The organism is Actinoplanes sp. NBC_00393, assembly GCF_036053395.1.
Taxonomy (GTDB): Bacteria; Actinomycetota; Actinomycetes; order Mycobacteriales; family Micromonosporaceae; genus Actinoplanes.
Map to the genome: position 1 here is coordinate 1,116,117 of NZ_CP107942.1, position 16,829 is coordinate 1,132,945.

Sequence of the window (16,829 nt, forward strand, 5' to 3'; positions counted from 1 at the left end):
GACGTGCGCCCGCCAGGTACGTCCGGACTGCGCCCCGCCGGGGTGACAGCCGGCTTCGCGCTGCTCGCAGTGGTGTTCGCCGTCGGCCACCTGACCGGGTCGGTGCTGGTACGGCTGAGCCTGCTGCTCGCCGCGGGACTCGTCGCGGCGGTGGCCGTCGCGGTGGGCGTACGCATCAATGGGGTGACTGATCGGCGTCCCTGGACGCTGGTGATGATCGCGCTGCTGGCGCTGAGCGCTGTCAACGGCGCCTGGCTGGCCACCGCCGTGCTGCCGATGCCCTGGCCGGAGCCGCCGCCCTGGATGGTCGCGCCGCCGCAGATCGCCGGGTACGCCCTGATGCTCGCCGCCAGCCTGATGATCGTGCTGAAGCACGCTCCCCGCGACGGCAGCGGCACCATCGACGCGGCCGTCGCCGGCATCGCGGTGGCCGCGCCGATCTGGGCGTTCGCGTTCCGGCCGCGCCTGCTGCACGAACACGCCGGCATCGGCCAGCAGCTCATCGTGCTCACCCAGATCCTGGTGCTGTTCGGCATCTGCGGCGCGCTGCTGCGGGTGGCCCGGACCTGCGGGACCGGCCGTACGAGCCTCGGCTATCTGTTCGCCGCATTGGGCTGCACCGTGGTCGGGATCGCGGCGGTCAACGTGATGCCGTCGGCCTCTGAGCACCAGGCGTCGTTCCCGGCGCTCTGCTTCGCCCTCGGCTATCTGTGCCTCGGCGCGGCCGGCATCCATCCCAGCGTGCTCGGGCTGATGGAACCGAGTGTCCCGCCGTCGTCCGGAGGCCAGCGCCTGCAACTGGAACTGTTCGGCGCGGCCATGCTGGTGGTGCCGGTGATCGGTGGCATCGGGCAGTTGATGGGCGCGCCGCCGGACGGGCTGCTGCTGACCATCGCGCCGATGCTGACCATTCCGCTCGTGCTGGTCCGGATCGGGCGGCTCAACGCGCAGCGGGCCCGTGACCAGCACGCCCTCGCTCACCAGGCGGCGCATGACGAGCTGACCGGGCTGGTCAACCGGCGGCGGCTGTTCGCGGTGATGGAGAAGGCGATCGCCCGGCATGCGAAGGGGACGGCCGGTGATCTGGCGCTGATCTACTGCGATCTGAACGATTTCAAGCCGGTCAACGATCGGCATGGGCATGAGGCCGGCGATGATCTGCTGCGGGCTACGGCGGCCCGGATCAGCGCTGTGGTGCGCAGCAAGGATGTGGTCGCGCGAATCGGCGGCGACGAGTTCCTGATCTTCTGTCCTGATACGGACAAGGCTGCGGCGTACGAACTGAGCGACCGGATCGCCGACGCGGTCGCGGAACCTTTGCCCTGGCAGGGGGTCTCGCTGCGCGTTACGGCGGCGGTGGGTACTACGCTCTGGACCGAGCGTCGGCTGGTTGCTCCGGATGTGCTGCTGGCGCATGCTGACGAGCGGATGTATGCGAACAAGCGGGCCCGGAAGCACTTCGCGGCCTGACCGCTTCACCTTCCGCCTTCGGCCTCTCGCCTTCCGCCTCGGCTGGTTTCCGTCTTCCGTCGCGGTCCGCTGAACCTTTCTGCCTCCCGCCGCGACTGCCATGGTGTGGAAGTGGATCAGGTGGCCCTGCTCGTGATTCGGGCCCAACTCGGCGACCGGCGAGCGCTGACCCGGCTGGTGGAGCACTGGCACGAACGGCTCTGGCGGTATGTGCACCGCATGGTCGGCCCCGCAGCTGACGACGTCACGCAGCAGGCCTGGGTCGCCGCCCTGGCCGGGCTGCCCCGGCTCCGGCAACCGGAACGGTTCGCGGCGTGGCTGTTCGTCATCGCCCGGCGTGCGGTCATGGACCATCTGCGGTTGCGCTACGCCGCACCCGAACCCCTCGACACGGAACCACCCGACGAGCGGGACGACCTCGACGCGATGCTCGACCGCACCCGCATCGACGCCGGCCTGGCCCTGCTGCCACCCCTCGAACGGGAAGTCCTCGAACTCTTCCACCTCCAGGATCTGACGTTGCTCGACTGCGCGGAGATCCTCGGCGTGCCACCCGGCACCGTGAAGTCCCGGCTGTTCCGGGCCCGCCGAATGCTGCGCGACCGCCTCACCGAGAAGGGTTCCCCGTCATGACCGACCGCCCCGGATACCCCGCCGACGCCGTACTGCGCACCATGTCGCTACGCCGCCGAGTCGTCCTTTTCACCGCCGGCCTGGCCGCCACAGCCGGAACCGTGCTCCTGCTGCAACTCTGGCTCACTGAACCCGGCCCGCTGCCGGCCCGCACACACGCCGCCTTCGCCGCGCTGACCTTGATCAACATGACCTGGGCCGGGTACGCAGCCTGGGCGCTGACCCGAATGCCGTTGTTCGCCCGGGATCGGGTGATCGGCGGCTGGCTCGCGACCGTCTTCAGCGCTCTCACCGCAGTGGTCGCCCTCATCGTCGCCGCGATGCGCCCAAGCGCGCCGGCCTTCACCGTCGCGGCGGCCGCCCTGGTCTGCGTGGCCCTCGCGATCCTGACGCTCCGCCGCGCCCGGGCCCGGCGGTCCGAGCTGTTGGCGCTGGAGGCAGCCATCAGCCAGTAATCCCAGCCCGGCGCCAGCGGATCCCCTCGCGGCTCCGGCTCCATTCCTTATTACGACGTTCACGTCTTTTGTCCTTCCTCTAGTTCGGCTTGCCGGGCGCAGCCTTGGATCCGGTCTGCGTCGGTTCGCGGCTTGCTGGTGTTGCCTTGGATCCGGTCTGCGTCGGCTGGCGGCTTGCTGGTGTTGCCTTGGATCCGGTCTGCGTCGGCTGGCGGCTTGCTGGTGTTGCCTTGGATCCGGTCTGCGTCGGCTGGCGGATTGCCGGCGCGGCCTTTGTTGACGTCTGCTTGCCGACTCCCGGGCTTGCCGCAGCGAAGATCTTGGCGGCCAATAACGTTTTCCTTCCCGTCGGTGATGGGCGGCAAAGAGGTCGGAGGCTGCTTCAATTCTGGCATGATCAATACGAATTAGGGGATGCGTTCGGCGTGGCCGATGAGGGATAATATCTGTATGGGTCAGATGCAGTTCTTCACCGCGGCGAAATTGGCCGAAATGCGCGACCGGACCGCCTCGCGCAACTATTCAGCGGCCGGTGAAGAATTCCGTCGCGAGCATGAGCGCCATCGTGCGTGGGGGCTGCGCCGCCGCCACGCCGATCGCTTGCGGCGGGCGCGCGGGGCGAGCCGTGGCCCGCGGACAACGCCTCTGTGCAGCGAGGGCGCCATGGCTTCGTCGCCCAGGCCCGCTCGTGAGGGCGCCGGCGGTGCTGTACCCGGCGGTGCTGTACCCGGCGGTGCTGTACCCGGCGGTGCTGAACTGGCTGGTGCCGGTATTGGCGATGCGGGATTCGCTGGTAGCAGAGCCGGCGAGGGCGGCCGATGCGGCACAGATCCTGGCGACCCCGATCGGTTGGGTGTCGAGCATCCTGGTGACGATCGGTCCTGCGCGGAGCCTGGTGGCGGCGGCGGTCGGTCCGGTGCGGAGCCTGGTGGCAGTGGTTGGTCCCGCGCGGAACCTGGTGGCAGTGGTCGGTCCGGTGCGGAGTCCGGTGGCGGTGATCGATCGGGTGCCGAGCATCGTGGTGGCGACTGTTCTGACGCGGAGCGTGGTCGCGGTGATCGGACGGGCGGGCACCCTGGTGGCAGTCGGTTCGGTGGGCCCTCGCCGTGGGCGCGCCGGAAGCCTCGCAACCTTGCTCCGGCGAGGGTCGATCCGAGAGCGCAGGAAATCGGCGGCAGGTCTCGAAGAGCGAGCCGATTCGCGCGGAATCGGAGCCCGCCGGAAAGGGGGAGGCGGGCAAGGGCCGGCAGGCAGCGGTTGGATTGATCCGGTCTCGGGCCTCCTTCGATTATAGTCGCGCGATGCAGCAATTCCTTCGAACTTAATGATGATTTCTTATTGCCGTCTTCGTGACATCTGGCGAAGCGGGTGTCGGCCCACCGAAATGGCGGAAATGCTTTCCGGCGCCGGCAAATTCTATACGACGGGGTGCGGCCGATCAGGGAGAGCTTCGCAGGGTGAACGGGTCGGCGTGGACTACGCCACCCACTGGGATGGGGAGGTGGTATTCGCGGCCGTCAGGGGTCTGGACCGCCGGGCGCAGCTCCCAGGCTGCGGTCGGGCTGGCCAGGTCCAAGCGGGTCAAGGGGCCCGCAGCGGCCAGGCGGGAGCCGGTTCGGAAGTCGAAGCCGGTCAGGGTGCTGCCCGGTGGGAGCATCACGACCGCTAACACCAGGCCGGATGGGGTGGTGAGGGCGGTGAAGAAGCCGGTTTCCGGGCGCATGCTCACGCAGACGAAGTCGCCCTCGTAGCAGCTGGTGCCGTAGGCGATGTAGTTGCTCAGTTCGCGGAACGGGCCCCCGTTGCTGAGCCACACCGAGGCTGCGCGGCTTCCGGTGGCGGCGTCGACCTGGCCGGGCTGTTCGCGTAGCAGGACCACGTCGTAGCCGGCCAGCGACTCGGCGAACAGGACGTCGGCGAGGCGGGGGACCTGGGCGGTGAAGCGGGAGAGCAGGGGGGAGGCGGTGGGTGCGGGCTCGTCGGGTACCGAACGTACCGAAAGGAAGAATGTGAGGGCGGTGACCGCGGCAACCACCGCGGCGGTGGCGCGGTGGCGGGAGCGTCGGCGGCGGCCGCGGGATGTGGCGCGGGCGGTGAAGCCGGGCGGGAGGTCGCCGGGGCCGGCTGCCCGGTCGAGCAGGGTGGTGAGCTCGTCTTCGGTCATCGGACACGCTCCGGGGACTGGTCGGACAGCAGGTCGCGGAGGCGGGCGAGACCGCGGGAGGCCTGGCTTTTCACCGAGCCGGGGGAGACGCCGAGTTCGTCGGCGGTCTCCTGTTCGCTCAGGCCGAGCCAGTAGCGCAGCACGACGACGGCGCGCATGCGGGCCGGGAGCTGCCGGAGCGCGGCGAGGACCAGATGCCGGTCGTGGACGCCGCTGAGCTCGTCGGCGGCTTCCACGTCGGGCACGACCGCGGCGCGGCGGGCCGACCACGGGGAACGCCACCAGCTGGTCTGCAAGTTGACCATGATGCGGCGCGCGTAGGCCTCCGGGCGGTCGGCGCCGATCCGCGACCAGCGGACGTAGATCCGGGCCAAGGCTTCCTGGACCAGGTCTTCGGCCTGCGCGCGGTCGCCGCAGAGCAGCACGCCGAACCGCATCAGCCGCGGTCCGCTCGCCACCGCGAACGCCGTGAATTCGTTCTCGTTCAATCCCGCCTCCCTCACCTGAACGCGGTAGAGGGTCCCAAGGTTGAGAGAAGTATCAACGCCTGCCCGCGGTAGAGGGTCCCAAGGCTGAGAGAAGTATCAACGCTGCCCGCGGTAGAGGGCCCCAAGGTTGAGAGAAGTGTCAACGCCTGCACGCGGTAGAGGGTCCCAAGGTTGAGAGAAGTGTCAACGCCTGCACGCCGGCCACGTCGGTGTGCCGGGCGATCTCGGCGCCGTGCCGGTAGATGGTCACGCCGCCGGACCACAGGCAGTAGCGCACGTCGCGGTACCGGGTGATCCGGTCGTCGTGATGCCGAATGACCAGCTCGTCGGCGGGGTTGTCGGCCATCAGCGGTTGCGCCCGGCGGCGAACTCGCCGTGGAAGCGGGCCAGCCCGTCAGAAGCGGAGAACACCTTCGCCACCTTGTCGGTGCCGGTGTCGATCCGGATCAGGTGGTCGCTGGTGAAGCTGGAGACGAACACCGACTCCTCGTCGGCGGTGGCGGTCGTGGTGTGCGCGTCGCGGAAGTCGGCGGGCAGTTCGACGTCCGGGCGGAACCGCTTGATGAAGTGCGGTTTGCCGGGGTCGTCGAGGTCCCAGACGGAGAGGAAGCCGTCGCCGGGGCGGCACGGGCTGCCGGTCCAGGAGTCCTCCTCGGCCACGTACAGCTTGCTGTTGGCGATCGCGACGTCGGACGGGCAGCGGAACATCCCGGCGCCCTCGACCAGGCTCGTCGGTGCGACGACGAGGGTGGCGGTGTTCTCGACGGTGTCGATCAGCCAGATGCTGGGGCCGACGATCCGGGCGCCGGGCAGGGTGCGCGAGGTCGGTCCGGATTGCATGGCGCCGACGTACGCGTACCGATCATCAAGCCACGTCGCGGCGTGCGCGAAAGACCCGTACCGCTCAGCCGTGCCCAGCTCGACGGCCTGGGTGACCCGGACCTGGCCGGTGTGCCGGTCCGGCCGGAACACCCGGACCTCGCGCAGGTCGTAGTCGTAGCCGACGCCGAGCCCGAGCGTCCCGGACGGGTTGAAGTCGATGCCGTGCGTCTGCCGGGTCAGCCTCCGGTCCGCGTAGACCCGGGTCGGCGTCAGGGTGCCGTCGTCGCCGATCCGGAATCCGCGCACCCGGTCGTCGGTGCAGTGCGTGACGTACGTGAACGGCGCCTGCGGCAGGAAGGTGGGCCCGTTGGTCTGGGTGTGGAACGGCCGCGACCAGGCCGGGATCGGCTGGCGCGGATCCACCTGGGCCAGGTGTGGCATGTCGGACGGGGTTCCGGCGGGGTCGAGCGGCAGGATCTGCAGCAGCCGCAGATCGGCGGTCCCCGCGTCCCAGTCGACCGAGCGCAGGCGCAGCGCCACGATCGAGGCCCGGTACGGCGGAACGGCATCTGTCGCAAGGTAGACGGTGCGCTCGTCTGCGGTGATCCAGGCGTGCCGGGGCGCGGCGGGCTCCCAGCCGCTGATGCCCGCCAGCGGCACCCGGACCAGCCGGTCGCTGTGGCCGTGCACCAGGACGAGCTCCTTCGACGCCATGTTGACGCCGGTCAAGATGCGCATCTTCGGTTGACCCTTCCTCGGGTTCGAACACATGACAGAGCCCCGCAACGGTCGCGGTGATACGTCGGCTCCCCGACAGCTCTGCACCGGAATCCGGCACGGTCGCCGAGTATCAATAACCCTGTGGAGGCATCCGCAGATCGACGGCCCTCGTCGTGAGGAGGTCCAGCATGGTGGACACGTCCACAGTGACCGCGCTGGTGGCCGCGGCCGGAGAGGGGGACGCGGGCGCATGGAAGGCCCTCGTCGAGAGATATGCGCCGCTCGTCGGCTCGGTGATCGTGAGACACCGGCTGTACGGGGCGGACGCCGAGGACGTGGCGCAGACCGTGTGGCTGCGTCTCGTCGAGCACCTGCGGGATCTGCGCGAGCCGCGGGCACTGCCGATGTGGCTGATCACGATCTCGCGCAACGAGTGCGTGCGTGTCCTGAAGGCGGGCAAGCGGCTGCGGCCGGTCGACCCGACCCTCGACGGGGAGACCCTGCACGTCGGGGAGGCGGCCGAGCCGGATCAGGCGCTGCTCGACGGCGAGCGCCATCAGCGGTTGCTGGCCGCGTTCGCCGAGTTGTCCGACCGGCACCGGGAGTTGTTGCTGTTGCTGACCGCCGACCCGCCGATCCCGTACACGGAGATCAGTCGGCGGCTCGGCGTACCGGTGGGCAGCATCGGGCCGACCCGCGCCCGTGCGTTGCGCCGCCTGCGGGAGTGCCTGGAACACGCGAACGGCGAGAGGAGTGGCCGCGGTGGTATCGCGACCCTGGGATGACGACGAACTACTGTTGCGCGACCTCGCCTCGGCGCTGCGCGGAGCGGCAGCGGGACAGGAGCGCATCGCGACGCTCGGTGAGGGCGCCTTCGCCTGGTACGGGGTGGACGAGGAACTCGAGTTCGCCACGCTGATCCACGACTCACTGCTCGACGAGGAGCTGACCGTCCGCGGCGAGCTGCACCGTACCGTCATGTTCGCCTGCTCGTCGGTGACCGTGCAGGTGGAGCGCAACGCCGGCCTGGTGGTGGGCCAGGTCGTCCCGGCTCAGGAGGGCGAGATCGGGGTGCTGCTGGCCGGCGGCGACGCGACCTGGCTGCAGACCGACGAGCTGGGCTGCTTCTCGATGCCGGCGGTGCCACCGGAGGCGTTCCGGTTGCGCTGGCGATCCCCGACAGCCGATGTGGTCACCGACTGGATCCGGCTCTGAGGCCGGCCCCGAGACACACGAAGCCGGCTGCGGCGGCCAGCTGCAGCCCACCTTCGGTGCGGCTGCGCTGCTGAGCCGCCGCGAGCGCCTCGGCCGGTGAGTTCCCGGAGCGCAACCGCGAGTGGTACGCGTGCATCAGCGGCGCCGTCTCACCGTCCGGAACCGGCACCACCGGCGCCACGAGCGTCTCGGTGCCCTGGCTGAGCAGCGCCGACGTGAGCCCGAGGACCTCCTCGCCGACGACGTGCGAGCGGCCGGTGTCGCAGGCGGCGAGGACCACGTGCCGCGGCGCCTCGCTGAGCATCTCCAGGTCGTAGACGGTGAACGGCCCGTCGGCCAGCCGCAGCGACGAGAACTGCGGGTTGTCCGAGCGCGGTTGCCCGTGCGCGGCGACGTGCGCCATGGTGGCGCCGCGCATCGCCGCGGTGACGTGCGCGGCGTCGGCGGCGCCGTTGGTGAGCAGCAGCGGCGCGTCGTAGAGGGCGGCCACCGCGTCCGCCTCGGTACGCGCCCCGGGCAGCCCCGGCCCGGCGACGACCACCACGGCGCCGGCCGGGTCGACGGCCGGCCGGCGCGCCGACTGGTACCAGAGCGTCGCCGACGGTGTGACCGTGACCGGCCGGCCGGCGCACGACGGCAGGATCGACCAGGGCAGCGACTGCAGCGCCCCGGTCGGCACGACGACGAGCGGCCGGTCGCCGACGACGGCGCCGAGCGGGCGGAGCAGCAGTTCGTCGAAGACCCGCCCGGCGCGTTCCAGGACCAGGCGGGCGGCCGCGGCGTTCGCCGGGACGGTCCGGGCGTCGGCGAGGCGGTGCAGCGCGAACGGCAGGTGGGTCAGGTTGTGCAGCACCGCGGTCAGTGGGCCGAGGGTGTGCAGCCGGGCGTGGCCGTCCACCACGGTGACGGCGTGCAGCACGTCGTCCAGCAGCACGTACTCGACCAGCGCGGCGTCGCCGAGGTGGGCGGCGAGCTGGGCGATCGAGGGCGGTCCGGTCGGGGCGCCGCCGGAGCCGGTGAACGTACGCCACCGGTCGCGGATCTGCCGTTCCAGGGTGATCTGGCGGTGCAGCAGGGCGGTCGTCGGCTGCCCGCTACCACGGCGTTCCTCCAACTCGGTCACCGTGGCGCGCAGGTCGGCGAGGTGCCCGGCCAACTCCGGATCGGCGGGCGGGCGCAGCGGATGCAGCAGCGTGGCGATCGCGCGACCGCGTTCCGACCAGGAGTAGACGCCGTGCGGGTCACCGTCCTCCAGGGCGATCCGCACGCCGAGCCGGGCCAGCGCGCCGCGATGCGCGGACATGTGCGCCCGCAACTCGGTCGCGCCGAGGGTCGCCTGGTGCTCCTCGACGATCCGCAGACCGGCTGCCAGGGCCCGGCGCGCGCCGTACCGATTGCCGTCCGCCCGGCGCAGCATCGCCTCGGCCAGCCACGCCCGCGCCCGCGAATCGGCCGGACCGGCCGTGCGGGCCCGGCCCGCCAGCGCGAGATCTTTGCGCGCCTGCGCCAGCCGGCCACGATCAAGAGACAACCGCCCAGCGAGTACGCGCGCCGCGAGCGCCTGCACTGTCCAGCCGGCCTGCGACAACGCCTCGGCGGACCGGCGCACCTGTGCGGGGGTGACCCGGTCGGGATGTTGCCGGGCGAGCGCCTGCAGCCGGGCGTCGCGGGCCAGCGCGACCCAGTTGCGCCGGCCGAGCCGGGCGAACTCGCGGGCCGCCTGCGCCGCCGCCGACTCGGCGATCTCCAGGTCGCCCTGCACCAGCGCGACCGTGGAGAGCAGCAGCCGTGCTTCGGGCAGGTGCATTCTTTTCTGTTTCCGGTACGCGTTGACGGCCGCCTCGGCGGTGGCGCGGGCCTCGTCGACCAGGCGGACCGACAGCAGCAGTGACGCGCGGTCTACCAGCAGGGAGCCGACCTCCATGCCCTGCCGGTGATAGTGCTGCTCGGCGCGGTCGAAATGCTCGAGCGCGGCGGGCACCTCACCCCGGTAGGCCTTGACACAACCGAGGTTCTGCTCCGCGTACGCCCGAGGCAGTTCCAAACCGTGCTCCGCGCACAGCCGCAGCGCCGCCACCAGGTCCTGCTCGGCCGCGGCGAAGCTGCGCCGGGCCAGATGCAGCAACCCGCGGTTGCTCAGCGCCCGGGTCTCCCACTGTGCGTCCCCGGCGCGCCGCAACGCCGGCAAGGCCGGCCGCAGGCTCTCCAAGGCCTCGTCGTGGCGGCCCATCTCCAGCAGGATCGCCGACCGCTGGACCAGCGCGCGAGCGGCCGAGACGCCGTCCAGCTCGCGGCGGGCGGCCTCGATCTCGCGGATCGCCCGGGCCGGCAGGCCGCGCAGCGCCAGCGCCGACGCGAGACTCATCCGCGCCTCACCGATCAGCTGCGCGGAACCGGCCCGGCGGGCGGCGGCCACCGAGCGGCGCAACTGGCGCACCGCCTCGTCGAGATCACGCAACTGCATGGCCGCCACACCCAGCGCCCGCAGGGAAACGCTCTCACCGGCCCGGTCACCGGCCCGCCGCGCCGCGCTCTCGGCACGGACCGCCAGCACACGGGCCCGGGCCGGGTCGATCGTGGCCAGGCGCAGAGCCTCCACGGGGCTTGCCTCGATGCCCGCCTCCTAGGTGAGGGGGCAATCATAGATCGGCTTCGGGGTGTCGCAGAGCGGACTCTACGCTGGCGATGTCGATCGATGTCGATAGCGTGAGGGGCGGCCCGACGGAGGTGCGCTCATGAAGACGGAAGAGCCGGTCGACCTGGTGGTGGCCCTGCCGCACGAGAAACTGATCCTCGGTGTGCTGCAGGAAGCCGGCGCCGGGCGGATGGTCGAGATGGCGGATCGCAACGCTGACCTGGGCCTGGCCCGGATCACGCTGCGCGACCCACGCTCGGTCGCCGAGCACGTCGCGGACTGGTACAGCCAGGTTCGCCCCGGGGCGGAACCGGCCGCCACGTCCACACCGGCCCTCGATCGTGTGCTGATCGACCTGCGGGCCGGGTTCGCGACGCTCAACGGCGGGTGGACGCCGACCATGGGTAAGAACCGTGCGGTCGGCCGGGTGCCCGGGATGCGCAACCCGCGGGCCGGCGTCAGCGGAGCGGGCGAGGTCTCGCACGGTGGCGGCGGTGCACCCCGCAAGGTGGACGAGCCGGGGTGGGCGAAGGCGCGGGCCACCACGCCCGGGCGGGGCGCGCGGGTCGGCATCGTCGACACCGCTCTGCGCCGCCACGACTACCTAGCGGGCGCGTGGATCGGGGAGCAGGAGAACGGGCTGCCGTACGCGGGTGGGCTGCCGGCCGAAGCCGGACATGCGACCTTCATCGCCGGCCTGGTTCTGCGGCAGGCGCCCGGCGCGACGCTGTCGGTGACCGCCCTGCTTGATGACTCCGGTGTCGCCGACTCGTGGGAGGCGGCGGTTCGCATCGTGCAGCTCGGCCGTGAAGGGCTGGACGTGCTGAACCTGTCGTTCGTCAGCTACACCGACGACGGGATGCCGCCGCTGGTGCTGTCGACGGCGATCGACCGGCTCGACCCGGACATCGTCGTGGTCGCGGCGGCCGGCAACCACGGGTTCCTCGATGACGGGCAGGAACGCAAGGTGGCGTGGCCGGCGGCGCTCAACGATGTGGTCGCGGTGGGGGCGTCCAGTGCTCGCGGTGATGGGGAGCCGGCTTCGTTCACACCGGTCGGGGCCTGGATCGATGCGCTGGCGCCGGGGGAGGACGTGGAGAGCACCTATCTGGACGGCACCGTGCGGGTGTGGGACGAGCCGGACGGGGCGCGGCGTGAGCGCGGCTTCAACGGCTTCGCCCGGTGGAGCGGCACGTCCTTCGCGGCGGCGGCGATCAGCGGGGCTATCGCGGCGCGGACTGTGCCGGGGCGGGCTTCGGCCTGGCAGGCCTATGAATGGATCGTGCGGCAGGCGGAGGAGGCGGCCGGGGAGAACCGGCGGGCGGAGGAACCGTTGCTGATCGAGCCGGACACTCTGGGCTGGCCGTCCTGGGTCCGGCGGCGCTGACTCTCCTTCAACCCGGCGCCCTCTCCTTGAGCCCGGCGCCCTCTCCTTCGGTCCGGCGCTCTCCCCTTGGGCCCGGCGCTCTCCCCTTGGGCCCGCCGCACTCTCCTTGGGCCCGCCGCACTCTCCTTCAACCCGCCGCACTCTCCCTCAACCCGCCGCTGTCTCCTTCGGCCCGGCGCCCTGGCGGCGTGATGATCAGGTGGGGGTGGACCAGCGCCAGTTGATCTCGGGGATGGTCGGCGGTGGTTCGGGCAGTGGGCCGCCGGCGCGCAGGCCGTCCAGCAGCACGGCCAGGTAGCGGCGGCGCAGCTGCGCGGTGCGCGCCTGATCGGGGATCCGCACGGCGGCGCACATCTCCAGCATCATCGTGATGTCGGCCGGGACCGCCTCGGCACGCATCTGGGGGCGGACCCGCTCGAACAGGGCGACCGCCAGCTCATTGGCGCGGACGGCGTCGGCTCTCATCTCCTCGGTCGGCGTGAACGTGCCGGCCAGATGCACGGTGAGCGAATGCACGTCCGCCTCGACGACGCCGACCATGAACGTCTCGAAGGCGGCCCAGTCGTCCGGCTCTGCGCCGGCCCGCTCGGCCTGCTCGATGAAGGTGCGCAGACCCTCGTGGCACAGGGTGCGCAGCAGCTCGTCCTTGCCGGCATACCGCCGGTAGAGAGCGCTGATCCCGACATCGGCCCGCTCGGCGACGGCCGAGATCGGGGCGCGCTTGTCCTCCAGGAAGACGTCGCGCGCGGCGGCCAGGATCGTCACGTTGTTGCGGGCCGCCTGCCGGGCCCGGCCAGCCGTGGTGCCAGTCATGAACACCACCCTACACCGGAACGGAATGAAGTATTCCGTTCCGTCTCGCACGGTGCTACGCTTGAACGGAACGAAGCATTCCGTTCCGTTAGGTATCTAGGAGCTGGCAATGACCGAGATCCGCCCCTTCCGCATCGAGATCTCCCAGGCCGACCTCGACGACCTCCGCGACCGGCTGAGCCGCACCCGCTGGACCCCGGAGATCCCGGGCCAGGGCTGGCAGCGCGGCGTCCCGGTGGACTACCTGCGCGGCCTGGCCGACTACTGGGCGAACGGGTTCGACTGGCGCGCTGTCGAGGCGCGGCTCAACGAGTTGCCGCAGTTCCTCACCGAGGTCGACGGGCAGACGCTGCACTTCGCGCACGTCCGTTCCACCAACCCCGACGCGGTTCCGCTGCTGATCTCCCACGACTGGCCCGGTTCGTTCGTCCTCTACCTGCCGGTCGTCGAGGCGCTGCGGGAGGATTTCCACCTCGTGCTGATCAGCACCCCGGGGGTCGGCTACTCCGGTCCGCTGACCGGGCCGGGCTGGGCCGCGCCCAAGATCGCTGCCACTTTTCACGAGGTCATGGCGCGGTTGGGGTATGAGCGGTATGGCGTACAGGGCACCGGTGGTGGCGCCGCGACCGTCGTGGAGATGGGCCGTCAGGCCCCTGACAAGGTGATCGGTGTGCACGTCAACGGGCACATCACGTTCCCGTCCGACGACCCGGCCGACTTCGCCGACCTCACCGAGGCCGAGCAGGACCGGCTGCGCCGGCTGCAGGAGTTCCGCGACGACAAGATGGGCTTCAACGTCATCCAGTCCACCCGGCCGCAGACCCTCGCTTTCGGCCTGCACGACTCACCGGTCGGCCAGCTCGCCTGGATCGTGGAGAAGTACAAGGAGTGGACCGACCCGTCCGCCGAGCTCCCCGAGGACGCGGTCGGCCGGGATCTGCTGCTCGCCAACGTCAGTCTGTACTGGTTCACCGGCACGGCCGGCTCCTCCGCCAACCTGTACTGGGAGATGACCCACGACCCGAACGCGTGGACGCCGAAGCCGAAATCGCAGGTCCCGCTCGGCGTCGCCCTCGGCGTCACCGACGTCACCGTGCGCCGCTTCGCCGAGCGCGAGGCCCCGGTGACCCACTGGACCGAGCTGCCGGCCGGCGGCAACTTCCTCTCCGCCGAGGAGCCCAAACTCTTCGCCGACGACGTCCGCGCCTTCTTCCAGGCCATCTGAAGCAGCGCACCACCGGATCAAGGCCGGGCCGACTCATCGGCGTCGGCCTTCCTCCGTTTGCCGGTCCGGCCTGCTCGGCGGGATGGGACTTCCTCGGTCGGCGGTCCGGCCTGCTCGCCGGAACCGGCTTTCCTCCGCCGGCCGATCTCGTCGGCGTCGGCTTTTCCTCCATCGGCGGCCGGCTGCTCGGCGGCACCGGTCTTCCTTCGCCGGCAGGCCCTGCCTTCTCGTCGGTGAGTCCCTCGCTCGGGGGAGAGCGAACCCCCGCCGGCGGGAGCCGTCCGCGCCCGGGCGCCGCGACGATCGGGGTATGGCTGTTTCGGTATTGATCTCCCGTGAAGCCGGCCGGGGTCTGACGTACGTCGCGCTCGGCTGGGCCGTGGCGTACGGGGGCGTACGTCTGGCCTGGACGGTCGGCGACGCACCGGACTTCGCGCCGTTCGGATCGGACCTGCTCGGCTTTCCCGGCTGGGGTTCCGTCGTGCTGTGCGCGCTGGCCGGCGTCCTCGCCATCGCCATGGACCGAGCGGCCACGTGGCGACCAGCGCTCGCCGGCTCGGCCTGGGCCGTCGCCGGTGCGCTGGTCGCGGCGGCCGGAATCCTGCTGCCCGAACTCGTGGGCTTCCTGCTCTTCGTGGTCGGTCCGTACTTCGACCCGGTCGCCTTCGCCAGCCGGATCGGGTGTGTCACCGGCGCCGTGCTGCTCGGGCTGGCCACCGCTCGCTACCAGCGGCGCACCCGCGGCGACTGCCCGTCCTGCTGCCGGACCGGGCAGCCGGGACGGACACAGACTCATCCTGCGTGGTGGGCATGGGGTGCCGCGTACGCCGCTGTTGCCGGCCTGGCCATCCGGTTCGCGGCGCAGGCCGTGGTGGGCTTCGACGGGCTCACCCAGAGCCCGTCGATCATCGGCCTGGAGGTCGGAATGCTGCTGGCCGGGGTGCTGTTGCCGCTTGCGCTGGTGCACCGGTGGGGCCGGATCTGGCCCGGCTGGGTGCCGCTGCTCGCCGGCCGTACCATCCCGCGCCTGCTGTTGCTGATCCCCGGCTTCGGCCTCGGCGCGGGCATCGTGGCCTACTTCGGCATGGGAATGGTCCAGCAGGCGAGCGGTTCGGTCAGTGACTACCCGGCGGCTTTTCTCTGGGTGGCGATGTCGGCCTATTGCGTCCTCGGAGCCGGCCTGCTCGCCGCCGCAACCGACTACCACCTGCGCACCCGCCCGCCGTGCGAAGGCTGCGCCCGTTGAACCCCGGCTGGCCCTGAGGGTCGTTCCCAAGCCGTAGAAACAGCCCTGAGAGCCAGCCGAGTCCAAAGCCGAACAATGCGCCGGCTCAGCCGAGGCGGCGCAGCAGAGCAACGGGCCGGCTCAGCGGAGGCGGCGGCGCCGAAGCATGACGAGCGCGAGCACCCCAGCCGCACCAGCAAGAGCGACACCCGCCACCAGCGCGCCCACCGGAAGTCCCGGGCTACCGGATGCCGCAACCGGTTCGACCGCCTGCTGTTCAGGCGCGGAGGCCGAAGGCAGCGACGGCGTCGACGACGAGGGCGCGGCAGCCGACGGCGACCCCGCCGGAACCGGCGTCACACCAGCCAACGGATACCGCAACAACTGCGCATCCCTACCTTCCGAAACCGTCAGCAATGCCGTCCCATCCCGGCTGTAGGCGATAGCTTCCCCCTGCGGCTCATCCGGCAGAGCAATCTCCCGAGGTTTCCCTTCGGTGATAGCCCGCACCACATCCCCACCGCTCACATCGAACTCGAACGCATCCGCATAGGTCCGCAACACCACGCGACCACCATCCGGACTGGTAGCCCCGCCGGTAATCACCACCCGCCCCGGCAGCCCGAACGGATTGCTGGTCGCCGTCAACGGAACCGCGACATCCCCGACCTTGCGCAGCGGCGTAGTCTTCCCCGCCTTGAGCGCCACCGCCGGAACATAAACCCCAGCCGTCATCGGATCCTTGGTGACCACCACCGGCGTACCGTCCCCCGAAACCAGCAACGCCTCCGCATCATGCGGCCCGTCCGGATAAGCCATCCGGTAGATCTTCGGCGCCCGGCCCCCTGGCGCCAGCCGCCACAACGCGATCGTCTCCCGGTTGCGCCCGTTGTCGCCGATGTCGCCCACCCACAGCGTGCCGTCCGGCCCACGCGCCAGATCCTCGGTGTCGCGCGGCCGCGACGGATAACCCACAGTGCGGCTGACCCCACACCGCCGGTTCAGGAAGAAGATCCGCCGCCCATCCGGATCATCCGCGCCATCGTTGACCACCACATAGCCGCTGCCGTCGGTCACGAGCCCGGAAATCTCCACCAGCCGGTCATCCTCGATCCGGCACACCGGCTCCGGCGCGCCGGCCGCAGCCGGCACCGACCCGGCCGCAAGCAAAATCGCGGCCAGCGCCGCCCCCACCGGCATGCCAGCACACTAACCCTTCAGTGCGACATTCCCGGTACGAGCATCCCCGTCCCCAACCCCACCTACCCCGTCCCGCCGCACGAAGCCAGCCGGCAGCCACCCCAGGCCCCAGCGCCCGCGCCGGGCTGATGCGCCGGTCCCGCTGCCACCAAGCGCCCCCTCCCTGCCCGGGAAGCAGCCGTGAGCGCCAGCCCGCGGCCTCCCCAAGCCCACCGCCCGCGCCGGGCTGATGCGCCGGCCCAGCTGCCGCGGAACGCCGCTTCGCAGCGCGGGAGGCAGCCGTGAGCGCCAGCCCGCGGCCCTCCCCAGGCCCCACCGCCCGTGCCGGGCTGATGCACCGGTCCAGCTGCCGCGAAACGCCGCTTCGCAGCACGGGA

General features: G+C 71.2%; 17 protein-coding genes. 9 read left to right on the forward strand and 8 right to left on the reverse strand.

What is annotated here, in order from left to right; translation table 11 throughout:
* The first annotated feature begins 3 nt into the window (after positions 1-3).
* From OHA21_RS04940 to OHA21_RS04950, 3 genes are all read left to right on the forward strand, one after another.
* Positions 4-1,470, forward strand: coding sequence for a GGDEF domain-containing protein (locus tag OHA21_RS04940; RefSeq protein WP_328470589.1), 1,467 nt, complete (start codon positions 4-6; stop codon positions 1,468-1,470).
* Between the two features lie 111 nt (positions 1,471-1,581).
* Complete coding sequence (locus OHA21_RS04945) at positions 1,582-2,103, forward strand: RNA polymerase sigma factor (protein WP_328470591.1); 522 nt, start codon at positions 1,582-1,584, stop codon at positions 2,101-2,103.
* The gene (locus tag OHA21_RS04950; protein ID WP_328470593.1) at positions 2,100-2,558 is read left to right on the forward strand and encodes a hypothetical protein; all 459 of its coding nucleotides are present in this window, start codon (positions 2,100-2,102) and stop codon (positions 2,556-2,558) included. Before OHA21_RS04945 ends, OHA21_RS04950 begins: the two co-directional genes overlap by 4 nt.
* Before the next feature lie 79 nt (positions 2,559-2,637).
* Here OHA21_RS04950 and OHA21_RS04955 read toward each other — a convergent pair whose 3' ends face one another.
* A complete protein-coding gene (locus tag OHA21_RS04955) occupies positions 2,638-2,889 on the reverse strand; it encodes a hypothetical protein (RefSeq protein ID WP_328470595.1) in 252 nt (83 codons plus the stop codon).
* A gap of 372 nt (positions 2,890-3,261) precedes the next feature.
* Between OHA21_RS04955 and OHA21_RS04960 the strand changes: the two genes are divergently transcribed.
* Positions 3,262-3,852 carry a hypothetical protein gene (locus OHA21_RS04960; RefSeq protein ID WP_328470597.1) on the forward strand — a complete coding sequence of 197 codons (591 nt, stop codon included), beginning with the start codon at positions 3,262-3,264 and terminating at the stop codon, positions 3,850-3,852.
* 144 nt (positions 3,853-3,996) lie between these two features.
* Here OHA21_RS04960 and OHA21_RS04965 read toward each other — a convergent pair whose 3' ends face one another.
* From OHA21_RS04965 to OHA21_RS04980, 4 genes are all read right to left on the reverse strand, one after another.
* The gene (locus OHA21_RS04965) at positions 3,997-4,722 is read right to left on the reverse strand and encodes a hypothetical protein (protein ID WP_328470599.1); all 726 of its coding nucleotides are present in this window, start codon (positions 4,720-4,722) and stop codon (positions 3,997-3,999) included.
* Positions 4,719-5,210, reverse strand: a complete 492-nt coding sequence (locus OHA21_RS04970) for a SigE family RNA polymerase sigma factor (RefSeq protein WP_328470602.1) — start codon at positions 5,208-5,210, stop codon at positions 4,719-4,721. The genes OHA21_RS04965 and OHA21_RS04970 overlap by 4 nt, the downstream gene beginning before the upstream one ends.
* Positions 5,211-5,349: 139 nt before the next feature.
* Positions 5,350-5,556, reverse strand: coding sequence for a hypothetical protein (locus OHA21_RS04975; protein ID WP_328470604.1), 207 nt, complete (start codon positions 5,554-5,556; stop codon positions 5,350-5,352).
* Positions 5,556-6,770, reverse strand: coding sequence for a hypothetical protein (locus tag OHA21_RS04980; RefSeq protein WP_328470606.1), 1,215 nt, complete (start codon positions 6,768-6,770; stop codon positions 5,556-5,558). Before OHA21_RS04980 ends, OHA21_RS04975 begins: the two co-directional genes overlap by 1 nt.
* Positions 6,771-6,940: 170 nt before the next feature.
* Here OHA21_RS04980 and OHA21_RS04985 point away from each other — a divergent pair, with 170 nt between their 5' ends.
* Together OHA21_RS04985 and OHA21_RS04990 are read left to right on the forward strand one after the other, a co-directional pair.
* Complete coding sequence (locus tag OHA21_RS04985; RefSeq protein ID WP_328470608.1) at positions 6,941-7,537, forward strand: RNA polymerase sigma factor; 597 nt, start codon at positions 6,941-6,943, stop codon at positions 7,535-7,537.
* The gene (locus OHA21_RS04990; protein ID WP_328470610.1) at positions 7,515-7,967 is read left to right on the forward strand and encodes a hypothetical protein; all 453 of its coding nucleotides are present in this window, start codon (positions 7,515-7,517) and stop codon (positions 7,965-7,967) included. The genes OHA21_RS04985 and OHA21_RS04990 overlap by 23 nt, the downstream gene beginning before the upstream one ends.
* Here OHA21_RS04990 and OHA21_RS04995 read toward each other — a convergent pair.
* Positions 7,945-10,566: a CHAT domain-containing protein gene (locus OHA21_RS04995; RefSeq protein WP_328470612.1), complete on the reverse strand. Its 2,622-nt coding sequence runs from the start codon at positions 10,564-10,566 to the stop codon at positions 7,945-7,947. The two genes, OHA21_RS04990 and OHA21_RS04995, sit on opposite strands and share 23 nt — an antisense overlap.
* A gap of 136 nt (positions 10,567-10,702) precedes the next feature.
* On the opposite strand from OHA21_RS04995, the gene OHA21_RS05000 reads away from it, so the two are divergent.
* Positions 10,703-11,989, forward strand: a complete 1,287-nt coding sequence (locus OHA21_RS05000; RefSeq protein ID WP_328470614.1) for a S8 family peptidase — start codon at positions 10,703-10,705, stop codon at positions 11,987-11,989.
* A 195-nt stretch (positions 11,990-12,184) separates the two neighbouring features.
* Here OHA21_RS05000 and OHA21_RS05005 read toward each other — a convergent pair whose 3' ends face one another.
* The gene (locus tag OHA21_RS05005) at positions 12,185-12,802 is read right to left on the reverse strand and encodes a TetR/AcrR family transcriptional regulator (protein ID WP_328470616.1); all 618 of its coding nucleotides are present in this window, start codon (positions 12,800-12,802) and stop codon (positions 12,185-12,187) included.
* Positions 12,803-12,911: 109 nt separating this feature from the next.
* Between OHA21_RS05005 and OHA21_RS05010 the strand changes: the two genes are divergently transcribed.
* Positions 12,912-14,027 (forward strand): epoxide hydrolase family protein, encoded by a 1,116-nt coding sequence (locus tag OHA21_RS05010; RefSeq protein WP_328470618.1) that lies wholly within the window; start codon positions 12,912-12,914, stop codon positions 14,025-14,027.
* Between the two features lie 310 nt (positions 14,028-14,337).
* The gene (locus OHA21_RS05015) at positions 14,338-15,273 is read left to right on the forward strand and encodes a hypothetical protein (protein ID WP_328470620.1); all 936 of its coding nucleotides are present in this window, start codon (positions 14,338-14,340) and stop codon (positions 15,271-15,273) included.
* Between the two features lie 120 nt (positions 15,274-15,393).
* On the opposite strand, the gene OHA21_RS05020 is transcribed toward OHA21_RS05015, so the two are convergent.
* Positions 15,394-16,452 carry a hypothetical protein gene (locus OHA21_RS05020; RefSeq protein WP_328470622.1) on the reverse strand — a complete coding sequence of 353 codons (1,059 nt, stop codon included), beginning with the start codon at positions 16,450-16,452 and terminating at the stop codon, positions 15,394-15,396.
* Positions 16,453-16,829: the final 377 nt, after the last annotated feature.